20 protein-coding genes and 4 pseudogenes are annotated in these 21145 nt (G+C 68.8%); 8 read left to right on the top strand and 16 right to left on the bottom strand.

What is annotated here, in order from left to right; genetic code table 11:
• Positions 1-99: 99 nt before the first annotated feature.
• The 3 genes from ACIRJT_RS04865 to ACIRJT_RS04855 all read right to left on the bottom strand — a co-directional run bounded on the left by ACIRJT_RS04865 (position 100) and on the right by ACIRJT_RS04855 (position 3147).
• Positions 100-1758, bottom strand: coding sequence for an acyl-CoA dehydrogenase family protein (locus tag ACIRJT_RS04865; RefSeq protein ID WP_403904584.1), 1659 nt, complete (start codon positions 1756-1758; stop codon positions 100-102).
• 91 nt (positions 1759-1849) lie between these two features.
• Positions 1850-2455 (bottom strand): TetR/AcrR family transcriptional regulator, encoded by a 606-nt coding sequence (locus ACIRJT_RS04860; RefSeq protein WP_403904582.1) that lies wholly within the window; start codon positions 2453-2455, stop codon positions 1850-1852.
• 110 nt (positions 2456-2565) lie between these two features.
• Positions 2566-3147: a dihydrofolate reductase family protein gene (locus ACIRJT_RS04855; protein ID WP_403904579.1), complete on the bottom strand. Its 582-nt coding sequence runs from the start codon at positions 3145-3147 to the stop codon at positions 2566-2568.
• Positions 3148-3308: 161 nt separating this feature from the next.
• Here ACIRJT_RS04855 and ACIRJT_RS04850 point away from each other — a divergent pair, with 161 nt between their 5' ends.
• A complete protein-coding gene (locus ACIRJT_RS04850) occupies positions 3309-4259 on the top strand; it encodes a bile acid:sodium symporter (RefSeq protein ID WP_403904576.1) in 951 nt (316 codons plus the stop codon).
• A gap of 405 nt (positions 4260-4664) precedes the next feature.
• Here the strand turns inward: ACIRJT_RS04850 and ACIRJT_RS04845 are convergent, their stop codons facing one another.
• The gene (locus ACIRJT_RS04845) at positions 4665-5123 is read right to left on the bottom strand and encodes a winged helix-turn-helix transcriptional regulator (RefSeq protein ID WP_403904574.1); all 459 of its coding nucleotides are present in this window, start codon (positions 5121-5123) and stop codon (positions 4665-4667) included.
• Between the two features lie 86 nt (positions 5124-5209).
• Between ACIRJT_RS04845 and ACIRJT_RS04840 the strand changes: the two genes are divergently transcribed.
• On the top strand, positions 5210-6514 hold the full coding sequence (locus ACIRJT_RS04840) for an MFS transporter (protein ID WP_403904571.1): 1305 nt from the start codon (positions 5210-5212) through the stop codon (positions 6512-6514).
• On the opposite strand, the gene ACIRJT_RS04835 is transcribed toward ACIRJT_RS04840, so the two are convergent.
• On the bottom strand, positions 6486-6797 hold the full coding sequence (locus ACIRJT_RS04835) for a hypothetical protein (RefSeq protein WP_403904568.1): 312 nt from the start codon (positions 6795-6797) through the stop codon (positions 6486-6488). The genes ACIRJT_RS04840 and ACIRJT_RS04835 overlap by 29 nt on opposite strands.
• Positions 6798-7095: 298 nt before the next feature.
• Here ACIRJT_RS04835 and ACIRJT_RS04830 point away from each other — a divergent pair, with 298 nt between their 5' ends.
• Entirely contained in the window at positions 7096-8241 is a 1146-nt protein-coding gene (locus ACIRJT_RS04830; RefSeq protein WP_403905447.1) for a pyridoxal-phosphate dependent enzyme, read from the top strand.
• 296 nt (positions 8242-8537) lie between these two features.
• Here the strand turns inward: ACIRJT_RS04830 and ACIRJT_RS04825 are convergent, their stop codons facing one another.
• Positions 8538-8978, bottom strand: a complete 441-nt coding sequence (locus ACIRJT_RS04825) for a hypothetical protein (protein WP_403904566.1) — start codon at positions 8976-8978, stop codon at positions 8538-8540.
• Between the two features lie 348 nt (positions 8979-9326).
• Positions 9327-10592 (bottom strand): DUF6357 family protein, encoded by a 1266-nt coding sequence (locus ACIRJT_RS04820; protein ID WP_403905444.1) that lies wholly within the window; start codon positions 10590-10592, stop codon positions 9327-9329.
• Between the two features lie 95 nt (positions 10593-10687).
• On the opposite strand from ACIRJT_RS04820, the gene ACIRJT_RS04815 reads away from it, so the two are divergent.
• Positions 10688-11338, top strand: a complete 651-nt coding sequence (locus ACIRJT_RS04815) for an SUKH-4 family immunity protein (RefSeq protein ID WP_403904564.1) — start codon at positions 10688-10690, stop codon at positions 11336-11338.
• 133 nt (positions 11339-11471) lie between these two features.
• On the opposite strand, the gene ACIRJT_RS04810 is transcribed toward ACIRJT_RS04815, so the two are convergent.
• The 6 genes and pseudogenes from ACIRJT_RS04810 to ACIRJT_RS04785 form a co-directional block, all read right to left on the bottom strand.
• Positions 11472-11927: a hypothetical protein gene (locus ACIRJT_RS04810; RefSeq protein ID WP_403904561.1), complete on the bottom strand. Its 456-nt coding sequence runs from the start codon at positions 11925-11927 to the stop codon at positions 11472-11474.
• A gap of 478 nt (positions 11928-12405) precedes the next feature.
• Positions 12406-12601 (bottom strand): annotated as a pseudogene (locus tag ACIRJT_RS04805) (IS5/IS1182 family transposase); the annotation flags it as partial.
• 218 nt (positions 12602-12819) lie between these two features.
• Complete coding sequence (locus tag ACIRJT_RS04800) at positions 12820-13437, bottom strand: DUF6461 domain-containing protein (RefSeq protein ID WP_403904558.1); 618 nt, start codon at positions 13435-13437, stop codon at positions 12820-12822.
• Between the two features lie 161 nt (positions 13438-13598).
• A pseudogene (locus ACIRJT_RS04795) lies at positions 13599-14595 on the bottom strand (transposase); the annotation flags it as partial.
• An 86-nt stretch (positions 14596-14681) separates the two neighbouring features.
• Positions 14682-15278, bottom strand: coding sequence for a hypothetical protein (locus ACIRJT_RS04790; RefSeq protein ID WP_403904555.1), 597 nt, complete (start codon positions 15276-15278; stop codon positions 14682-14684).
• A gap of 25 nt (positions 15279-15303) precedes the next feature.
• Positions 15304-15762 (bottom strand): annotated as a pseudogene (locus ACIRJT_RS04785) (ATP-binding protein); the annotation flags it as partial.
• Positions 15763-15768: 6 nt separating this feature from the next.
• Here ACIRJT_RS04785 and ACIRJT_RS04780 point away from each other — a divergent pair.
• The 3 genes from ACIRJT_RS04780 to ACIRJT_RS04770 all read left to right on the top strand — a co-directional run bounded on the left by ACIRJT_RS04780 (position 15769) and on the right by ACIRJT_RS04770 (position 17736).
• Entirely contained in the window at positions 15769-16269 is a 501-nt protein-coding gene (locus ACIRJT_RS04780) for a transposase (RefSeq protein WP_403904553.1), read from the top strand.
• Between the two features lie 32 nt (positions 16270-16301).
• Positions 16302-16985, top strand: coding sequence for a hypothetical protein (locus tag ACIRJT_RS04775; protein WP_403905441.1), 684 nt, complete (start codon positions 16302-16304; stop codon positions 16983-16985).
• A gap of 223 nt (positions 16986-17208) precedes the next feature.
• The gene (locus tag ACIRJT_RS04770) at positions 17209-17736 is read left to right on the top strand and encodes a DapH/DapD/GlmU-related protein (protein ID WP_403905439.1); all 528 of its coding nucleotides are present in this window, start codon (positions 17209-17211) and stop codon (positions 17734-17736) included.
• A gap of 209 nt (positions 17737-17945) precedes the next feature.
• Here ACIRJT_RS04770 and ACIRJT_RS04765 read toward each other — a convergent pair whose 3' ends face one another.
• Positions 17946-18230, bottom strand: coding sequence for a hypothetical protein (locus tag ACIRJT_RS04765; RefSeq protein WP_403904550.1), 285 nt, complete (start codon positions 18228-18230; stop codon positions 17946-17948).
• 567 nt (positions 18231-18797) lie between these two features.
• Between ACIRJT_RS04765 and ACIRJT_RS04760 the strand changes: the two are divergent.
• Positions 18798-19705, top strand: a pseudogene (locus tag ACIRJT_RS04760) (DUF4394 domain-containing protein).
• 239 nt (positions 19706-19944) lie between these two features.
• On the opposite strand, the gene ACIRJT_RS04755 reads toward ACIRJT_RS04760, so the two are convergent.
• On the bottom strand, positions 19945-20565 hold the full coding sequence (locus tag ACIRJT_RS04755) for a dihydrofolate reductase family protein (RefSeq protein ID WP_403904547.1): 621 nt from the start codon (positions 20563-20565) through the stop codon (positions 19945-19947).
• Positions 20565-21011, bottom strand: coding sequence for an SRPBCC family protein (locus tag ACIRJT_RS04750; RefSeq protein WP_403905437.1), 447 nt, complete (start codon positions 21009-21011; stop codon positions 20565-20567). The genes ACIRJT_RS04755 and ACIRJT_RS04750 overlap by 1 nt, the downstream gene beginning before the upstream one ends.
• Positions 21012-21145 lie beyond the last annotated feature (134 nt).

The following is a 21145-nucleotide window of genomic DNA, read 5'->3' as shown; positions in this document are numbered from 1 at the left end:
CGGAAAAACAGCGGGCCGACGACACGGCCCACCCGGCGGGCGGGCGGGGCGAGGTTTCCGTCGTGCCTCCCCGCCTCGCGCAGCCCCGCCCGGTCCTCGTCAGACCGGCAGCCGCCCCAGCAGTGCCGCGAAGTCCGTGTCCGAGGGGAGCGTGCCGAAGGCGAGCCCCTGGTCCCCGGCGAGGCGGGACGCGCAGAACGCGTCGGCCACCGCCGCCGGTGCGTGGCGCACCAGGAGTGAGCCCTGGAGCACGAGAGCGGCCCGTTCGACGACCCGGCGGGCCCGGAGCTGCGCGTCCTCCGGGCGCGCCAACTCGTCCCGCAGCTCCCGCCAGGCCGCGTCGAGGCGCGCGTCCGCCCCGGCCGCCGCCTCGATCTCGGCGTGAAGGGCCTCCAGCGACGCGGGCTCCCGCGTCAACGCCCGCAGCATGTCGAGGGCGTTGACATTGCCGGAGCCCTCCCAGATGCCGTTGAGCGGTGCCTCGCGGTACAGCCGCGGCATCCCGGACGCCTCGTCGTACCCGTTGCCGCCGAGGCACTCCAGGGCCTCGGCGACGGCGGCGGGCTGCCGCTTGCACACCCAGTACTTGCCGATGGCGGTGGCCAGCCGGAGGAAGGCGCGCTCACCCTGGTCGCCGCGGTGGGCCCGGTCGGCGGCTCCCGCCAGGCGCAGGGCCAGGGTCGTGGCGGCCTCGGACTCCAGGGACAGGTCCGCCAGGACATTGCGCATCAGAGGCTGGTCGATCAGCCGGACGCCGAACACCGAGCGGTGGCGGGCGTGGTGGGCCGCCTGCGCGAGTGCGGCACGGGTGCCGGCGGCGGAGCCGAGCACACAGTCGAGCCGGGTCATCGTCACCATGTCGATGATGGTGCGCACGCCCTTGCCCTCGTCACCGACGAGCCAGGCCACGGTGTCGTCGAACTCGGGCTCGCTGGAAGCGTTGGAGCGGTTGCCGAGCTTGTCCTTGAGCCGCTGGATGCGGAACGTGTTCCGGCTCCCGTCCGGCAGCACGCGAGGCACCAGGAAGCACGACAGACCGCCGGGCGACTGGGCGAGCACCAGGAAGAGGTCGTTCATCGGCGCGCTGGTGAACCACTTGTGCCCGCGCAGCCGCCAGGTGCCGTCCGCCCGCTCGGCGGCGGCCGTGGTGTTGGCGCGCACATCGGTGCCGCCCTGCTTCTCCGTCATCCCCATGCCGGCGAGCAGGCCGCGCTTGGCGGCGGGGGTGCTCAGCCCGGGCTCGTACACCCGGCTGGTCAGGAGTGGTTCGTAGGTCGTGGCGAGGTCGGGGGAGCGGCGCAGTGCCGGGACGACGGCGTACGTCATCGAGACCGGGCACAGATGGCCCTGCTCCAGCATCGTGGCCAGCATGAAACCGCCGGCCCGGGCGACATGGGCCCCGGGGCGATCGTCGGCCCAGGCGGCGCCCGCCAGACCCGCACGCACCGAGGCGTCCATCAGGCTGTGGTAGGCGGGGTGGAACTCGACCTCGTCGACACGGTGGCCGAAGCGGTCGTGGGTACGCAGCTCCGGTTCGTGGCGGTTGGCCTGGTCGGCCCAGTGCTGCGCCTCCTCGCTGCCGACGTAGCGGCCGAAGCGGTGCAGCTCGTCCAGGTGCCATGCGGCGCCCTCGCGGCGTATCCCTTCGACCAGCACCGCGTCGTCGGCTGCGTCGTGCCCGGTGAGCGGCGGCGGCTGGTTGGTCACCTGGTGCGTCACGGCGGTCGGGTTGCTGCGCGGTGCGCTGGGCGCGGACATGGGTGCTCCTCCGGGAGTCGGGGCGGCGGGGTGCGGCACATGAGGTGCGGGAAGAAAGGGACGCGGCCCGGGCCCGGCCGCCGCGGCAGGGTCAGGGAGCCGCGCCCGCGCAGCGCAGGGCCACGGCGGCGAGGCGGGTGACGAGCCGGTCCGTGTCGTACGCGGCCGAGGTGCTCAGCGGGTACACGAGGACCTCGCCGACGGCGCCGGTCAGCGCCGCGGCCGTGATCTCCGCGTCCTGGTCCGGCAGCAGGCCCGCGGTGACGCCCTCGTCGATCACCGCGGCGAACAGCGCCCGGTAGCGGCGCCGGAAGGCGAGACGTTCCGCGCCGACCGCCGGCTCGGCGGGCGCCGCGAGCAGGGCGTACGCCAGACCGTGGTTCTCCAGGGCGCGGTGGGCGAACACCTCCACCCCCCGGCGCAACCGCTCGGCAGGGTCGCCGTCGCCCTCCAGTACCTCGCCCAGGACGTCAACCTCGCGCCGCGCGGCGCGTCGGAACACCTCCACGGCCAGCGCCGACTTGGACGAGAAGTGCTGGTAGACGGAGCCGGCGGCGATCCCGGCCGCGTCGGCGACAGCGTTCACGGACGCCTGCGCCCAGCCGACCTCCGCCACGACCTCGGTGGCGCGGGCGACGAGATGCTCCCGGACGGCATCGAGCCGACGGGTTTCGGCTGGGGTCCTGCGGTAGGCCATGAATGAAGTGAACCATCATTCAGAATTTACTGCCATGCTCGGCAGGCAGCGATGCCCAGGGCGAGAGCCTCGGCGCGAGACCGCGTGGATCTGCGGAGGCCGGTGCAGGGTCAGTGCGGGGTGGGCCGGTAGGTGAGCTCCTGGGTGCGGCCATCGAGCGTCCGGCTCTCGATCAGTTCGAGGTCGAAGTCGGCCGCACCGCGGAGGACCGGTTCCGAGCCGGTCCGACCGGTGATGACAGGGAAGAGCGTCACTTGGACGCGGTCGACCAGGCCCGCGGCCATCAGCGCCCGGTTCATCGACAGGCTGCCGTGCGAGCGCAACGGCACGTCGGACTCCTCCTTGAGACGGGCGACGACGTCGACGGCGTCACCGTTCGCGACGGTCGCGTCCGGCCAGTCGAGGGGCCCTTCGAGCGTGGTCGACACCACCGTCGCCGGCAGGTTCCTCATCCGCGTGACCCACGCGTCACCCACGCCGGACTCCTTGGTGCTCGGCCCCAGAAGCCGCACGAACTCCCGATACGTGTTGGCCCCGAAGACCATCCGCTGATCCTCGCCGTAGAGGGACAGCCGGCGTTCGAGCAGCTCGGGGCCCTGCTTGCCCCAGTAGCCGCCCCAGTCACCGTCACCGTTGCAGGAGCCGAAACCGTCGAGGCTGGAGAATACGTCGAAGGTGTAGGTGGCGGTCATGATGTTCTCCTGGGCGAATCCGGTGCATGGACATAGGTACAGACTGCGTCCGACGGGAGAACTCATCGGGTGGAGGATCTACCGGGCCACCTCTCCGTTTCCTCTTTCTCCCCGCACAAGGAGTACGTACGTTGTCGTCGCCATCCGGCCCGGTCGCAGCCATGGAACGCCATCAGGTCGCCGTCTACGTGGGCGCCCTGGCCGCCGGGGGCCTGTTGGGCGGGGCGGTGCCCGGTGCGGGACCGGGCCTGGAGCACGCGATCAACCCGCTGCTCGCCGCCCTGCTGTACGTGACGTTTCTGCAGGTGCCCGCCGCCGAGCTGTTCCGCTCGGTGCGGACGGGCCGCTTCCTTGCCGCGACGCTGGTGGTGAACTTCGTCGTGGTGCCGCTGGTGGTGGCCGCGATGTTCGGCTTCCTCCCGGACGACCGGGCGGTCCGCCTCGGCGTGCTGCTGGTCCTCCTGGCCCCGTGCATCGACTACGTGATCGTCTTCAGCGGTCTCGCCGGCGGCAGCGGCGAACGCCTGCTCGCCGCCACCCCGTTGCTGCTCCTCGCCCAGATGGTGCTCCTGCCGGTCTATCTGTTCCTGTTCATGGGCCCGGGCCTGGCCGACGTGGTGGAGGCCGGACCGTTCGTCGAGGCGTTCGTCGTGCTGATCGCCGTCCCGCTCGCACTGGCCTGGCTCACCCAGGCGGGGGCCGCACGTCGCCCGGCCGGTCAGAAGGCCGTCGAGGCGATGGGCGCGGCCATGGTGCCGCTGATGGCCGCCGTCCTGCTCACCGTGGTCGCCTCCCAGGTACCGAAGCTCGGCGACGTCGGCAGTCTGGGCGATGTGGGCCGTGTCGTACCGTTCTACGTGCTCTTCCTCGTCGTGATGGCGTTCGCCGGGCTCGGCGTCGCCCGCCTGTTCCGCCTGGACGTTCCCGCCGGTCGGGCGATCGTGTTCACGGGCGCGACCCGCAACTCCCTGGTCGTCCTGCCCCTCGCTCTGGCGCTGCCGGACGCGCTGGCCGTCGCCGCCGTGGTCGTGGTCACCCAGACCCTGGTCGAGGTCATCGGCATGGTCCTCTACGTCCGAGCCGTCCCCCGGCTGTTGCCGCTCCGGGACTGACCCGCACCTGCCCTGGGCGGGCGCGGGTCAGCAGGAGGGGCGGTCGTGGCGTTCTCCCTCGGCAGTCGGTCGCCGAACGCACAGGGGGCCGTGGAGGGACGTACGGACACAGCTCAGCCGGGAGGTCGGTTCTATGAGGAAAGTCTTCTTTCCATTGAGTCGCGTCCATTGGAGCGTGCCACTCCCCTCCTCGTAAGGGGCATGGCAACGGCAATCCTGTGCGGAGAGGCACTCGCTGATCGGTCCGCACGCGTGTGTGCACGGGGGACGGTCGGGCGGTGCAGGCGGTGCAGGCGGTGCGCGGGAACGCCGGCCGTCCGCCCGGGGCCGGACGAGGGTGCGGGCCGCAGGGGGAGGGGAGCCCCAGGCCCGTCACTGCTGACCGTGTGCGAGTTCGTCCCGCGTCTATGGGGTCTTCTGTACGTGGGTGATGTCGGCGTTCAGGTGGGTGCCGTCCGCGCTGACCGGCGTGAGGTCCGGCACGGGGTTGCCGTGTCGGTCGACCAGGACGGAGTGGGCCTCGCCCGGTGCGAAAGCGTGCCGCTCGCCCCATTGGCGCAGCGTGAGGACGACGGGGAACAGGGCGTGGCCGGCGTCGGTCAGGACGTACTCCTGGCGACGACCCGATGAGGCGGTGCGCTGGGCGAGGAGCCCGTGGGCGAGGAGCTTGCGGAGGCGGTCGGTGAGGATGTTGCGCGCGATGCCTGTCCGCCGCTGGAACTCGGTGAACGAGGCCGCGCCGTCCATCGCGTCGCGAATGACGAGAAGGCTCCATCTGTCGCCGACGAGGTCGAGGGTGCGGGCGACGGGGCAGCTGGGATCCGACCAGTGCGGGTCCGGGGTGCGCTGGGGTGCGCCTGACATGACACCTCCCAATGAGTTGCAGATTGAAACCATCATGCCGTACCGTCAAAACGGTTGCAATATGCTACTGATTGAATGGGGCTGCGATGAACACATGGCATCGAGTGCTGCTGGCGGTGGTGTGCGGTGTCGCTGTGGCGGGCGTCTACGCCGCGCAGCCGGTTCTGGAGCCGATGGGGCGCGACCTCGGCGTGCCGGCGGAACTCACCGGATGGTTCGTGGCCACCGGTCAGTTCGGCTATCTGGCAGGCCTGCTGCTGCTGGTGCCGCTGGGTGATGTGGTCGACAGGCGCCGCCTCATCGCCGTACACCTGACGGTCACCTCGGTGGGCATGATGCTCACGGCGTGGTCCCCGTCCGTGTGGTCGGCGCTCGCAGGGCTCGCGACGGCCGGGTTGTTCGCGGTCGTGGTGCAGATCGCGGTGGCCTACGTGGCGTCGGCCTCTCCGCCCGCCGAACGTGGGCGGAACATCGGGGTGGTGACCTCGGGCGTCGTGGTCGGCATTCTGGGCGCACGGATCGCCACCGGCGCGCTCGCCGACATAGGGGGCTGGCGCAGCGTCTACGTCGTGCTCGCGGTGCTCTCCCTCGGCCTCGCAGCCCTGGTGCTGCTCGCACTCCCCTCGGAGCCCCGTGTGACGTCGCCTGCGAAGTACCGCGAGGCGGTCGGCTCGTTCGGCGGGCTGCTGGGGCAGCGCACCTTCCTGACGCGCGGCCTCATCGCGTTCTTCCTGTTCGCATCGTTCGGAACCCTGTGGAGCGGGCTGTCCACGTCGCTGGCGGGGGGACCCTGGCAGCTGAGCGAGACCAGCATCGGACTGTTCGGCATCGCGGGCCTGGCCGGCGCACTCGGCGCGGCGCGCGCCGGACGGTGGGCGGACGGCGGGCGAGCGACCCCGGTCAGCGGCCTCGCGCTCTCCCTCCTGATCCTCTCCTGGGCGGCGATCGCCCAGCTCCCGTGGTCCCTGTGGCTCCTGATCATCGGCATCATCGCCCTTGACTTCGCTGTCCAGGCCGTACACGTGAGCAACCAGCATGTGCTCACCGCTGCGTACCCGGATCGCTTGAGCAGCGTCATCGGCGGCTATATGGTCTTCTATTCGCTCGGCTCCGCCCTCGGCGCGGCGGCGACCACCGCGATCTTCACGACCTACGGCTGGACGGGCTCCAGCCTCCTCGGATCCGGATTCGCGGCGTGCGCGCTGCTCGTCTGGCTGATCGCCTGCCGGCCGGCGATCAGCCGCAGTCGCACTCCCGGTTCGCGAGCGCAGGAACGCTGTATTCAGCTGAACGAGCGCGGGAACCTGAAGTCGGAACAGCGTCCCAGCGGAAGTGGCTGGATCTCAGACGCGCGTTGCGGTGCTATTTTCTCCGGCTCGCCTCGATCGTGAACACAGCTGTCAAGCAGACCAGAGCTGCGGCCAGTGAGCCGAAGGAGATCCCGTCGAAGATCAAGCTGTTCGCGTTCTCAACGGTGCCGTCCTCGTGGGTGCAGGACTTCTCGAAGGGGAAACTTGCCGTGCGCAGTTCTCCGCAGCGATTCCGCAGGTCCTTGTCGAGCACGTTCGCCTTGACCCACGACAGACCCCATACGAGGAGGAAGAGCCCCGCGAAGGCGCACAAGGCGCCCCAGAGCCGGTTCAGTTGCCTATTACTTGCGCTGGTTATGGGCACGTGACGAAACGTACCGCCACCCCCCATTGCGGCGGGGCTCCTGAGGGGCGTTCGACGGCTCTGCGGCAGCCCTGGGCGGAAGACGAGGTGGTCGGGCCCGCCACCATGACCGCGTTGGCGTGCGCGGCTTGTGGTGGTCCGCACGCCGGAGTTCGGCCGCGCAAGAGATCGGCCGCACCCGCCCCCGGCGGAGGTCCGCTCCGATCGATAGGATCAGGTGGTGACGACAGAGCGGACATGGGCAACCGTTCAGCGCTCGCTGGGCGATCCGACGATCAGCTACCCGTTGTGGCCACCGATGACCAGCGGATGTCCGCGCACGAGCACCGACAACATCTCTTATCCCGTCGAAGTCGATTACGCCTACGACCGGGTCGACCTCGACATGTTCGCCACCGCCCCCGCCACGTTGCGGGGTGACGGGCTGGACCGTTGGGCGCAGCTGTTGCCGCCGCTCGCCGCACCCGGGCTGGGTGAGGGCGGAACGCCGCTGATCGAGGTCGAGACCGGAGTCTTCGTCAAGGATGAGTCCCGCAACCCCACCTGGAGCCACAAGGACCGGATGAACCGGTGCACCGTCAGCGCTGCCGTGGCCGCCGGAGCCCCGGGAATCGTCGTGGCCTCGTCGGGCAACCACGGGGCGTCCGCGGCCGCCTACGCTGCCCGTGCCGGCCTGCGTTGCGTGGTTGTCACGGGACCCGAGCTGCCGCCCGCCGTCCACTCCTTCCTGCATGCCTACGAGCCGGTGGTCCTGCCCGTGCCCTGGGAAGAGCGGGGTCCGTTGATGCGCCGGATCGTCGACCGGACGGGCCTGCACCCGGTCAGCAGCCTCACCACCACCCACACCGGCCACGCCTTCGGTCCCGAGGGATACAAGACCATCGCCTACGAGATCCACCAGGACCTCGGCGTCCCCGCAGCCGTGTTCGTCCCCACGTCGTACGGCGAACTCCTCTTCGGCATCTGGAAGGGCTTCACCGAACTGCGGCGCCTCGGCCTGACCGATCGGCTGCCGCGGATGTACGCGTGCCAGCCGACCGCGGCCGCGCCGCTGGCCGAGGCCATGCGGCGCGGCGTACCCGCGGCGCACGTCACGGTGGGGCAGACCGAGGCGTACTCCATCGTCTCCCCGGTCAGCGGCTACCGCGGCGTGGTCACCATCCAGAACAGCGGCGGCCAGGTTCTCGAACTCAGTGACGCACAACTCCTGGCCGCCCACCAGGAGCTCGCCCGTGCCGGACTGTGGACCGAACTCTCCAGCGCCGCCGGACTCGCAGGACTGCGTACCGCCGACAACCTCGACGAACTCGACGGCCCGGTGGTCTGCGTCTCCACGTCCAGTGGCTTCAAGAACCGCAGCGTCGGCATGATCCCAACCGAGACGATCGCCCCGGATTGGGACAACGTGCGCAGCAGACTGCACGCGGCGGGAATCCGCGACTGACGCACCCCTCCGCCCTCACGAAATCGAACAGAGACAGGGCCAGGTGCGTGGACGGAGTCAGGAAGAACCCATCAACGGGCGTCGTCACCCATCGGCTTCTGTGTTCCGGCCGTACGGACCAGCTGATGGTGGAAGCGGGAGGCGGTCACGGCGTCGAGGATCGCGAACAGGGTGAACGTCATCGGCCCGAGAGGCCGGAGCGGCCCGCATCCCCGCATGCGCGGGGAGCGGCACTCGTTTTGGTCGGCGTGGGTCGACGATGCACCCCGAGACCAGCCCGATGAGGCGGTTCCCGGTCAGCGGCGGCCGGCGGTAAGGACGAGGAGGAACTGGCCGCCGCCCTGCTCGATGCCGGCGGTCACCGGTAGTCCCGGTACCAGTCGGGAGAACCGGTCCACCAGCCAATCCGCCGCTTCCTGGGCGTCCTGCCGGGTCGGACATCGGCCCACCATCTCACGGCCTCCCTTGCGCTCCAGCCGCGAGGCAACAGTGATCAGCGGGGCGGGTTCGGCCACGTACGGACGGTCCGGCCAGGCGACGGATACCTTGACCGCACCCTTGCGGGAGTTGCACCCGCGGTGCGCGAGCCGCTCGGCGACCTTGGCCTTCCGGTCGGCGGTCCGGCTGTCGACACTGGGTCCTTGCAGATCGTTCACCGACTTGTCGGGTTCGACCGGTTCGTCGCACACCCAGCATCGCCAGCCATCGCGCTCGGCCACATCATTGAGAAGACTCATCCGAGCAAACTAGCCTCTTTGGTGGCCACCCCGTGCATCCGGGGAAGGCTCCGACGCCTTCCCGGCAGCCAGACAGCTTCTCTCGGATCATCATGCTGACCAGGTGAGGTTGGCCGCGGCGGGGAGTCCTGCCGGGGCCGCACCGGCCGATGACATGGTCTGCGGGTTCTCGTCGGCCGAGGAGAGGCCTGGTCCGGCGGAAGGCGTTCGGTCCGGCCCCACCTGATGCGGCGGCGGGACACTCCGCGGCAACGCATCAAAATCCGGCCCCTGGACTTGTCGAGCACACCGCCCGCACCGCCCACAGGTCCCTGGGAGCCGCATGGAACAGAGTGTCGGGCCCGGCGGCTACTCGGTGCCGCGTCGCCGGCGCGCTCGCTCGAACTCGGCGACATCCGACATCCAGGAGCCGTGCTGTTCGAGTGCGGCGCAGCCGCCACGGACGAAGGCGCTCACGAGTTTCCGGTACCCGCCGATCCCGTCGACCAGGCTGTACTCGACCCGGTACTCAGGATCCGACCCGCCTTCACCCTCGTTCACCGTCGTGATCCGGGCGATGGAGTCCGCGTAGAAGTGGAGCTGGATCCCTTCGCCCATCTCCTCGTCCTCGATGGTGAACACTTCGTTGTCCGCGGCAGAGCGGTCGGCGACGAATTCCCAGAACCCCACGGTGGCAGTGCGGGGATCGTCCGGGAGCCACTTCTTCTCAAGGCCCTTGTCGTCGGTGAACGACAGGATCGTCCTTCCCTCACGCTCCCCGAAGGCGGCGCGGTCGCCGACAGCATCCTCGTCATCCTCCACGGGGCCACTCCTGGAGCGGTCCGCGGCCTCCGAGCACATCAGGAAGCTCACGGTACGCACCGCGTCATCGACGAGCTCAGGGTGCACTCGGCGCACGGCCGCGTCGACCGCAGCCGCCATCCGATCCCAGTCGCGCTTGTCCGTGGCGCGCTTTCCCCGACGCGGATCGCGGCCGATCCGCATCCCGGCGCACGCCTGCTCCGCGGTGGCGATCACACGCATGACGTCGGGCAGCAGCGGCGCGGGTTCGACGGCCCCGGGTATCCGCTTCGGAACCGTCGCACCGTGCAGGTACTGGCCCGTGTACATCAGAATCGCGGCGTCGAGCGGACCGAGAACCGTCCCGCGTTCGGCGCGACGGCGGTCCGCGTGGTACTTCTGAGCTCGTTTTCCGTCGGACGTCTCCGTCGCCGAGCGCATCGCCGCGCAGACCTGACCGCGTTCGAGCAGATCGATGTCGGCCCCATGGGCGATGAGCCGCCCCCTGTCCCACTGGATGCTCTGAAAGAGCGCGTCGACGTCCGCGGGCGCGGAGAGGAGGACCGGGTCCAGGAGCGCGACGGCAGCGTCCTCGTCGAGCGTGCCCCGGGTTCCGGCGGCGTCGCAGAGCGGAAGGACCGCACACCACAACAGCAGGTGTCTGGCCAGGTCCTCCTGGATCACCGCAAGATGGGCTCTTGTGATCGAGAACGTGAACGTACGAGGGTCGTGGTTGGCGTCGGCCCCGGCACCGAGCATCAGCTTCAGCTCGCCGTCCACACGGATCACCTTGGGGATCCAGCCGCTCCGGCGCGTGAAGATGATGTCTCTCATGAGCTCATTCTCCCTCACCGACCGGGGCCGCCCGTGGTCGGTGCCCCACCTCGTGGGGGAGTGGGTGGCCACCAGGCTTCGCCGGCCCACGCATCATGACGACCGAGTCGGACGGAGCGGCGATGGAGGCCGCCAGGAAAGGTGAGCGAGGTAGGAACGTGCTGTTCGAAATCGACCGCAGCGCACTGGCGGACGCAGTCGGTGAGGAAAACGTTCATCGAATGCCGATCGGGACCGCAGAGCGCTACGGATTCACTGCGGAGACATGTGACTTCTTCACCGATGTCGGAATCTCGTCCGCCGAGGAGTACGAGCTCTCCTTCGGTCTCCCCGCAGAGTTCGACGACGGTTACATCTGGGGCCGCGCGACTCAGGAATCGCGGGGTTGGACTTTCCCCGAGGGAGTTGAGGCGCTGATCAAGATCGGGAACCTCCCTATCAACGCCGTGGTCGTCGACCCGGCTACAGGGATCGTCTATCAGTACACCGACGCATCAATGGAGGCCATTCCCCTCCACGCGGACGTATCCTCCTTGGTCAAAACCATCAGCGCGTTCGTCGGGTACGCCGAGAACCGCGCGCGGGGTGACGGCGAGGGTGACGAGGACGTGGAACACGCGCGCCGGAAGCGGGAGATCGGCGCCATCCACGAAGCGATCCGCCTCGTGGACCCGTTGCCGTTCGCCCATGAGTACAGCGAATGGATAGAACTTTTCGACGCACTTGAGGGCGGGGTCTACACCTGAAGCGTGTTGGAGAAGGCCGGTCCGGTGGTGGGCAACGGAAGCCAGGTTCTACTGTCGTGCGGATCAGACGGCCAAGGCGTGGCTGTGCAGGCCGGTGACCGGCTTGGACTGCTCGGCTCGGCTGTCCAGGTCTTCAACAGTGGTATCCGTCCGGGCACTCGGAAAACAGCACTCCGAAGAACAAGAGGAAGAGAATCAGCACACCGGAAAGCGTGGCCATGATCAGGAATCGCCTACGTGCCGCTCGCCTCTGCCCGACCTTGGCCACCACGAATCCCGCTGCCGGTGCGAGCGCGACGGTGAACAGGGCGATCAGGCCGAACGTCCAGCCGGCCTCTTGTCTCATGTCCGGCAACCCCGTCGCATGCACGATCGTCGGAGTGAACAGGAGGAGGGGCGCAGACGCCCACCACCACGACAGTGCTCTGATGATCCGATCCGCGCGTGCAGGCGCCAGGCCGGCCGGCACTGTTCCTCCGCCACGGCTTTCCGGAGCGATCCCAGACGATGACATGCCCGCATCGTAGGCGGCGTCGGCCCACCGGAGCGCGCAGTCGCCACCAGCAGATGAGCGCGCATCCGTGCGCATCCCGGGTATCTGACGTCCCGGCAGGTGAACCGGATCACAGCGGCCGGGCCAGAGCCAACGCTGAAGCCGCCATCGGTCACGGGCGCGCGGAGTTGGTGCCCTGTGTCACGATCCATTGCCAGGACAGACAGACCTCTGGATCCAGTGGTCGGGTGACACTCAGGACCTCAGCCTGCGCACTGCTCGGCGAAGAGATGGACCTACGTCCTCGGCAGGGCCGCCGCCCACGAAACCGTCACCCTGCGCGCTGCATCGACGAGTTCGACGGCGTCGGTGGGCATCCAACCGGCGAACGAGTACGGGCTGACGGCCGCCACCGCAAGGATCCTTCAACAGTCCGGACGGGCCGGCGAATCCCTGGCCCTGCTCCGTTCCTATCCCGAGGTCCCGGCGTGGGAGGCTGCCGAGCTCCTCACCAGTCAGGGGCGCGCCTTCGAAGCGATCAACGGCACGCCCTCCCTCGCCGAACTCCACGAAGCCGCCCGCCTCGGCTGCCGCGTCTTTCGCCGTTCGCGGCCTGGTCCTTCTTCTCCGGGATGACGGCTTTGATGCCGCGCCTGCGCAGGTAGGCGCGGTTGGCCCGAGAGGAGTACGCCTTGTCGCCGGCCACCGCGTCGGCCCGGGTGCGGGGCCGGCCGACGCGGTGGCCGGATACGGACCTTGCTCAGGACGGGCCCTTGTGGATGTTGCTGAGCACGTGGAATCCATCAAGAACGAGCAGCGAAAGCGGCAGCTCGATCAGTCGGCGGAGACCCTCAGGCTTGAACTCAGCTTGTTCCTTATCTGCCCGCGTGGCCTTGCAGCCGATCTAACGCTGATCGTGCGCGGGGTTGGGGAGGCGGGTGTAGGTGCGGGGGGCGTGCGTATCAGTGACGTCGATGACGGCACCGGTTCAGTGCTCGGTGGGGATCTCGACGGTGCCCGTGGAATAGGTGCCGTATTCGAGCATGTTCGCGGTCAGGTGGACGCCGGTGAGCTCTTCTGCGAGTGCGACGTAGTTCTCCAGGTCGTAGCCGCCGCCTTCGAGGTCGAACCCCGTCTGGCGCATGAGGTCGAGGAGGTGGTCCGGTGTGCTGCCTTCTCGGTGAAGGGGGCCTTCGAAGCGAGTGCGCAGCTCACCATCCTCCCACCATGAGAACAGGGACATGGCGTTCGGGCTGCGGAAGTGCGAGACGCCGCGGGTGCCGCGAGTGGCGTGCTTCATCGCATCGGTTTGTATCTCGATGCCGCCGTTGATCTCAAGGGCCAGGACCCAATCGGCGCCTTCGTCGTGGACCAGGGCCGCGCCGACGAACATGCGGTCGCCCCAGTCGACCTGATCGTCCTGGAATTCGCGGTTCCGGGCGATGAAGTCATCGAAGCCGTCGCAGTCTTCCTGCGGCTGAGCGCCGATGCGGTCGAGGTACTCGCGGGGATTGAGCCCGCGAACCAGCGTCAGGGTGTAGCCCTCAAGCAGGAAGCCGCGGTGGAAGTCGCGGAGCCAGGGGCGGTCGGCCGATTCAGCGTTCATGGGTGGCTATGGTGCCAGGCACCACTGACAAGACATTGGCCGACCGCCGCAGCCTTTCACGGCCGACCATGGGCCCCACTTGTTCTCCCGACCATGCATAGGCGCAGGGTGTTTGGGCGACGGAACAGACTTGGCTTGCTCCATATCTACCAAGAACGGCCTGGGCGTCCGGGGCCGGATCCGCGGAGTTGGGGAACACGGGCCGGGCAGGGCAGGTGGACACGGATGTCCCTGAACCCCCGGCGGACCCGGGCAGGGGTGAGGCGTTCGGGCCTGGCCGGCTTCTCCCAGGGACGGCGGAGGTCCGCGGCCATGGGACGGGCCAGGCGGAGCTGGGTGTGGGCGATGACCACGAGCCGTGTCCAGCGGTCCGCGGCCTCGGGAGCACGGACCTTCGAGTGGTCCAGCCGAAAGTCTGCTTGGTGAACCTGAAGGTGTGCTCAACGAGCGGCGCAGGTCTTGGAGGAACACAGCCAGACCGGCGGTGCTTCCCGGTCCTTGGAGAGGTACTCAACCTTCTACCGGAGCAAGAAGCCTTCGACTAAGGGGAGTTCACCGTCGTGCTCCAGCCAGGCAGAGCGGTGGGTCAGCCTCGGGTGGACACGGTCCCACGCCTGGGCTTCGGCCTTGCCGTAGTTGGCTGTGTCGGTGACGGTGGTGCTTGCCGCTTCGGGCCAGATCTCGGGTTTGTCGAAGCGGAACTCCTTCCCGTGCTTCGACGGGCGCCCGCCACGGGGACAGACCAGGGCGTATTCCTTGCCTGAGGGCTTCGGTAGCCGCATCACCCGGTCGCTGCGGACCCGCCCGACCGACTCGACAGGAAGATCCCGCAGGCCCCAGGCCAGGCGGGTGACGTCGTAGCGCGGGGCTGGGCGGCGGTGACTGCGGTCGCCTCGTCCTCGGGTCCGAGCCGGACCACGTCCAGGATAGACGTCCACGAGGTGGCTCCCGGTTCGAGGACCGCGACGAAGGAGTACGGCCGGCCCAGGATGAGTTGCGAAGCGGACTTCGCCGGCTGAAGACGTGGCAGAACAGCCGGTCTGCCGAGCACGGCGCGTCCGAGCGCAGCCACGGCGACACGTCAACCACCAGCACCAGGCGCCCGCCCTCGAAACGGGGCAGCGGCAACCCGGCCAGCACGGTCCGCAGAGGGTCGACGCCCACCCCGTGTCGGCGTACTGCTGTGAGTGCTCCAACAAGTACGGAGATACGTGCACCAGCAGAGAGGCTGTGTGCCAGTCACGTCATCGCGAGGGCATGACGGTGGCAGGGCTGTGAACCTCCAGGATGACTGCGGTGCCGGCCGTTGTTCTGTCCTCGTGCATGGTGATCCGCTGGCCGGGCTGGACGTGCGTCCAGTGGGAGGGGGTGAGGGGCACGAGGCGAACCGTGGCTCGGCCGCCGGGCTCGAGAACGGGCATGTTCTCCACCCAGAGCGAGGCGATGCTGACCGCACGTCCACCGGTGGGTGAGAGGTGTCCGGTGTCCCACATGGGTCGCAGAACACCGGCGCCGGAGATAGGCGTCGTGCGTCGCGCCTCGGCGGCAGGACGGAGCGTCAGTTCCGCCCGGATCACGCCGTTGCGGATCTCTGAGCATCGCCAATGGCACCATGCCTCGCTCCGCTCCAGCCGGAGCTGTTCAGCCGCGTCGGCGAGCTTCTCCCAAAACGCCAGAGGGAGCGAGTGACCGTCCCCGAGCTCCTCCAGCAGGCCCAGGGCGATCTCCCACTCGTCGTGGACGAGGTAGTCCCAGATATCTCGCAACGTGATGTCGTTGTCGGTGGCGGTCTCTTCCGGAACCAGCAGGGAAGCTCTTTCGAGCAGCTCAGGGACGTCCATGCCGTCATTGTCGACCAGGTCGTTGTCAGGCTGCGCCTTCCTGGTCGCGCTCGATCGCAGCGAGCCGGTTCTTGGGCCGGTAGCTGGGGCCGTTGACGGAGATCATGTCGCAGTGGTGCAGGAGACGATCGAAGATGGCGGTGGCCAGGACCTCATCACCGAATCCCTGTCCCCATTCGCTGAAGGTTTTGTTCGAGGTCAGGGTGATCGAGCCCTTTTCGTAGCGCTTTGAGATCACCTGGAAGACCAGGTTGGCCTCGGCGCGTTCGAGGGGCTGGCAGCCCACTTCGTCGACCACGAGGACAGCTGGTCGGAGGTAGCCGCCGAGCTTGCTGGTCAGGCGCCCGGCGGCCTCGGCGGTCTTGAGGTTGCGGACCATGTCGTCGAGGCTGGTGAAGTAGATCGAGTTCCCGGCCCGGCAGGCCGCGAGGGCGACGGCGATGTGTGTCTTGCCCACTCCCGGCGGCCCGAGCAGAGCTGCGTTGCCCGGGTGGAACCACGGTGCCGGGCACGGGCGTTCGTGCTCGGGCTGCTGTCGGAGCTGCCGCGCAAGAACTGCTGGACACTCGCCGAGCACGTCGGGGACGCGAACCCGCACGGCCCGCAGCACCTGCTGTCGCTGGCCAAGCGGGACGCCGATGCGGTCCGCAACGACATCCGCGGCTTCACCGTCGAGCACCTGCATGACACCGCGGCGGTGCTGGTCATCGACGAGGCCGGTGACCTCAAGAAGGGCACGAACACGGTCGGCGTGCAGCGTCAGTACACCGGGACCGCCGGCCGCATCGAGAACAGCCAGGTCGCCGTCTACCTCGCCCATTCCACCCGGCGCGGACACGCGGCAATCGACCGCGAACTGTACGTCCCCCCATTCCTGGACCGAGGACACGGACCGCTGCCAGGCCGCCGGGATCCCCGACACCGTCGGCCGAGCTCCACCAAGCCCGCACTTGCTGCCCGCATGATCGGCGCGTCCCCGCGTCCCGGGTAGCTGGCGACGAGGTCTACGGAGGCAACCCGCACCTGCGGACCGCACTGGAGAAACGGCAGGTTGGCTACGTCCTCGCCATCGCCCGTGACCACCAGATCACCACCCGCGCGGGCAAGCTCCGCGCCGACACTCCGGTCAAGAGGCTACCGAGGCGGGCCTGGCAGAAACCCTCCGCCGACGCCGGAGCCAAAGGCAACCGCTTCCACGACTGGGCCCTGGCCGACATCACCGACGGCCAGCCCGGCCATCACCTGCTGGTTCGCCGCAACCGGCGCACCGACGAACTCGCCATCCACCGCTGCTACTCAGCCACCCTGGTGCCGCTGTCCGCCCTGGGGCAGGTCGCCGGACGCAGATGGACGGTCGAGGAGACCTGGCAGTCCGGCAAGGGCCTGGCCGGACTGGAGGAACACCAGGTCAGACGCTGGACGTCCTGGCACCGCTGGGTCACCCTCACGATGCTCGCCCACGCTTTCCTCGCTGTCGTCCGCGCCGGCGACACGTCCGCCATCCCGGCCCGGACGAGCGGATACCGCTCACCTGCAACGAAATCCAGCACCTGTTCAACACGCTCGTCGTCCGGCTCGTGCACGACACAGCCCACTGGCTCGTCTGGTCCCATTGGGGACGCCGCCACCAGGCCCGATCACAGACCAGCCACTACCAGCGACAACCCACTCAAGCAGGGAGATCGCGATCTACAGCTGGAGTACTAGAACGGGTTCCACATCCAGCGGGCGACCGCCGAGGAGTTCGGCGGGAGCCGCGGGAGCTCTGTACCAGGAACATGACCTCGCCATACCTCTCCAGGTCCGCGATGCTTCGACATCCACTCTGATTCCACAACCATGGGTTGTATCCGGAGTGGTGCAGGGTTGTTTGATTGCGTGCTCTGCGCGGTGATGGGATCAGAGCATGTCTACCCGCACAGAGCAGGTCATGTATGTCCAGACGCCTGATTTCGCGCGTCATGTGGAGCGAATCGTAGAGGTGATGGATGCGACGTCTCGGTTGAACGTGCTTCCGTTCACCGACAGCGAAGGCCGCGCGGAACTCCTTTCTGTTGTGTTCGGTGGCCCGCTGCCGGAATCAGTGATGATCTACCCGCCGTTCTTTACCGAGCACGGACTCAACACGACGTTCGGGGAGAACGTCTTCGTCAACCAGGGATGCACCTTCATGGACAGGGGAGGCATCCGTATCGGGAACGGCGTCATGATCGCCCCGAAGGTCAGCCTCATCACCGGAGGCCATCCACTTCCCCTGGACGAGCGCCGCGAGTACCTCTCCTACGCCCCGATCGTCATCGAGGACGACGTCTGGATCGGAGCGGCTGCCGTGATCACGCAGGGAGTGACCATCGGCGTCGGTGCGGTGGTCGCAGCCGGTGCGGTGGTCACCCGTGATGTGCCCGCCGGCACCGTGGTCGCGGGAGTGCCCGCCCACGTGATCAAAAGGATCGACTGAATCCGGCCGGGCTGCTCGACCGGGTACGCAGCACGTCTACGGTCTGATCCTGACGCCTCCTTCTTGCGCAGCAACTGCGAGGGAAGGCTGTCGAGCGCGGCGAGTTCGAGCGCGGCGCGCTCACGGCCGTGGTCGGACATCAGCGGGAACAGTTCGGCGCGCGTGTCTTCCGGGATCGTGTTGTGTCACGCTTTACCGGAGTTCCCGGGTCACGCCGCCCGCCTGGGAGTTCCGGTACGCGCATCTCCCTGCGTCTGGTCAATGATCCAGTCCAGGGCGTAGGGGCCCGTGCTGTAGGCGGGAGCCGTACGCCAGATCTGAGCGAAGACGCCGACCAGGGCGTCCTTTGCCTGGTCCACGGTGGAATACCGGGATCGCAGGAGGGCGAGAAGCAGCGGCGCGACGAGGTCGTACAGCTCGGCCAGGGCTTTCGTGCTCCCGTGGGCGATCAGCACCAGCAGGTCATCGGCCCGCGCCGTTGCTCGTCCAGGCACCACGCACGCCGCATTCGGCGAGCGACCGGCACTCGGATGCCGCTGCCGTGTCGCAGTCTCCGCTTCCTTCACGCATCTCACCCTATCGGTGTTCCGGCCGCCGCCCGGACCGGAGACCGTACCGCTTCGCCGACCGGACAGCCCGTCACTCCCCGGAGTGGCGTCCGGGTTGTGAACACCGCGGAGGCCCATGACTCCCATGGGGGGGCCTGCGACGGGCGCTCGTCGGCGGTCGGCAGTACGGCTCGGCCAGGCTCCGCGTCGTCTCACCTCACTTCTTGGGCAGCTCGTGCGGCACGGGCCCTTCGGGGGCGGTCATGGAAGATCTACGGCCGCTTCCCCTGGCCCGCGAGCGGTTGTTCTCCCAACCGCCGACGAGACCTCGCGGGCCGGTGTACGAGCTTCGTCGACGGCGCGGTGGGCCTGTCCGCGCCGGGCAGGAGTGCCAGCCGGCTTCTCGTGCGGGTGCGGGCTGATGGTCCTGTGCGACGCGCGGCCCGGGTGTGCCCGTGTTCTCGTCGCGCTCGGCGCCCGATGGTCGGGAGTCGCACCTCGTAGGAGACACAGATGCGCACAGCAGTTCTCGTCGCGGCCCTGACCGCAGCGGTGTCCATGGTCGTGCCGGCATCGGCAGGCGCGTGGGCGGCCGGTCCGCTGCCCACACAGGCCGTACAGGGCGGGTCCGGCCCGGAAGACAAGTGGGAGCAGAGGGCAGCGGACGACGGGCTCGCGGTGATCGGCCTGACCTCCGGTCAGCGGCTGGTGGAGTTCCGTACCGGCGAGCCGTCCAAGCCGTGGCAGCCGGGTAAGGTCAGCGGGCTCAAGAAGGACACCAGGCTGGTGGGTATCGACTTCCGAGTGCAGAACGCCAAGCTGTACGGCGTCGGCGACAAGGGCGGCATCTATACCCTGAACACCCGCAACGCGAAGGCGGCCAAGGTCTCCCAGTTCACCGTGGCTCCGGCCGGCAGGTTCTTCGGGGTCGACTTCAACCCGGCGACGAACCGGCTGCGTGTCATCAGCGACAGCGGCCAGAACCTGCGCCACAACATCGGCGACCCGGCCGCCCCGCTCACCACCACCGTCGGCACCCCTCTGACGAACCCGACGATGCCCCGTCATCGGCCAAGGGCGTGACCGGCGCGGCGTACACGAACAACGACCTCGACGCGGACACCACGACGGCTCTGTTCGACATCGACACGACGAACGACCAGGTCTCGCTCCAGTCGCCCGCCAACAACGGCGCCCTCGCCCCCACCGGGAACCCCGGCCTCAACGCGGGACCGAACGCCGGATTCGACATCTACTTCTCCCACCGGGCCCGCACCAACAAGGGCTTCGCCGCACTGAGCGTCAATGGCGCCTACCGCTTCTACGAGGTCAAGGTGCTGACCGGCCAGGCCGAAGGAATCGGAGCGTTCCCCCGGAACCACCAGGTCACCGATGTCGCGCTGCCCCTGAACCAGAGCTGAGCGCAGAGGATGCGGTGCCGCCCGGCGAGGCAGGCAAAACACGCTGAACATCTCGGCGCTGGGAGGTTCCTCGTAGCCGGGGATCACTGCGACAGCACTTCGGACACCCGTGTCGGCGTACAGGGCCGGCTCCCCGCCCCGATAGGTCAGCACGTATCGGCATCCTTCGTCGCCGCCAGGGCGAGCCGGGCCGTCCTCCCTCGGCTGACCTCGGCCGGAGCGCGCCGAGTTCGGGACACCTACCGGTCCCGGACGGCGTACGTCAGATGCGTCACCCCCGGGGAGTGCTCCGCCCGGACCTGCTCCAGGGCCACGCGGCCCGCGTCCACGCCCTCGAACAGGCGGATTCCGGAGCCGAACAGCACGGGTGACAGCGCGATGGAGAACTCGTCGATCAGGCCGCCGTTCACGTACTCCAGGATCGTCGCGCCACCGCCCGCGATGCGGACATCGCGATCGCCGGCGGCCTCGCGGGCCTGGTCGAGCGCGGACTCGATGCCGTCGTTGACAAAGTGGAACGTGGTTCCGCCCGGCAGCTCCCAGGGGTCACGCTTCTCGTGCGTCACGACGAAGACCGGAGTGTGGAACGGCGCCTCCTCCGGCCACATCTGCTCGCCGGCGTCGAACATGCGCTTGCCCATCACGCTCGCGCCGGTGCGCTCGAACGTCTCCCGCACGATGTCGTTGTCGCGCCCCTCCTCGCCGCCCGCGCCGAGCTTGAGGTTCTCCCGGAAGAACCGCAGCGGGAAGACCCACCGCTGCAGTTCCATCCACTGCTGCCCCATCAAGTCCCCAAGGGACTCGGGCGCGATGTAGCCGTCCAGCGACATCGACACGCTGAAGAACACCTTCCCGGCCATCAGCCCGCAGCTCCCTTCCGAACGATCTCGGTGACGTGGGCGGCCAGGTTGCTCAGGGTCTGTCGGCCGGCCTCGATCGCGTGGTACTTCTCGACCGCCTCGTCGCGCTGCGCCTTGGTGGGGAACACCGTGTGCATCTCGATCCGGGTCGCCGCTCCGGCGGGTTCGAACGTCAGGACCGACTCGAAGGCGTTCGGGTCGTCGCGGGTCTCACCGTGGAGCATCGTGATCCGCTCCGGCGGGGCGAGCTCGGTCCAGGAGATCCACTCCTGGTAGTCCGTCCCGTCCGGTCCGTGCATCACGAAGTCCCACTCCCCGCCGACACGGAACTCGAACGCCCGCGTGGTGGTGGTGAACCCCTCCGGCCCCCACCAGTGCGACAGGTGCCGCACCTCGGTGAACGCCTCGAACACCAGCTCCCGTGGGGCGTCGATGATCCGGGAGATGACGGTTTCGCGGGGGGGGGGGGGCCCCCCCCCCCGCGGGGCCCGGGGGGGGGGGGGGCGGCGCGCCCGCCCCGCCCCCGTGGGGCTGACGGGCCGGACCGGAGGGGGCCACCCGGGGGACCCAACCGTGCAGC

It is taken from the genome of Streptomyces sp. NPDC102283, assembly GCF_044766265.1.
Classification (GTDB): domain Bacteria; phylum Actinomycetota; class Actinomycetes; order Streptomycetales; family Streptomycetaceae; genus Streptomyces.
The sequence above is the reverse complement of the archived record's forward strand: the minus strand, read 5'-3'. Positions and strand labels throughout refer to the sequence as shown.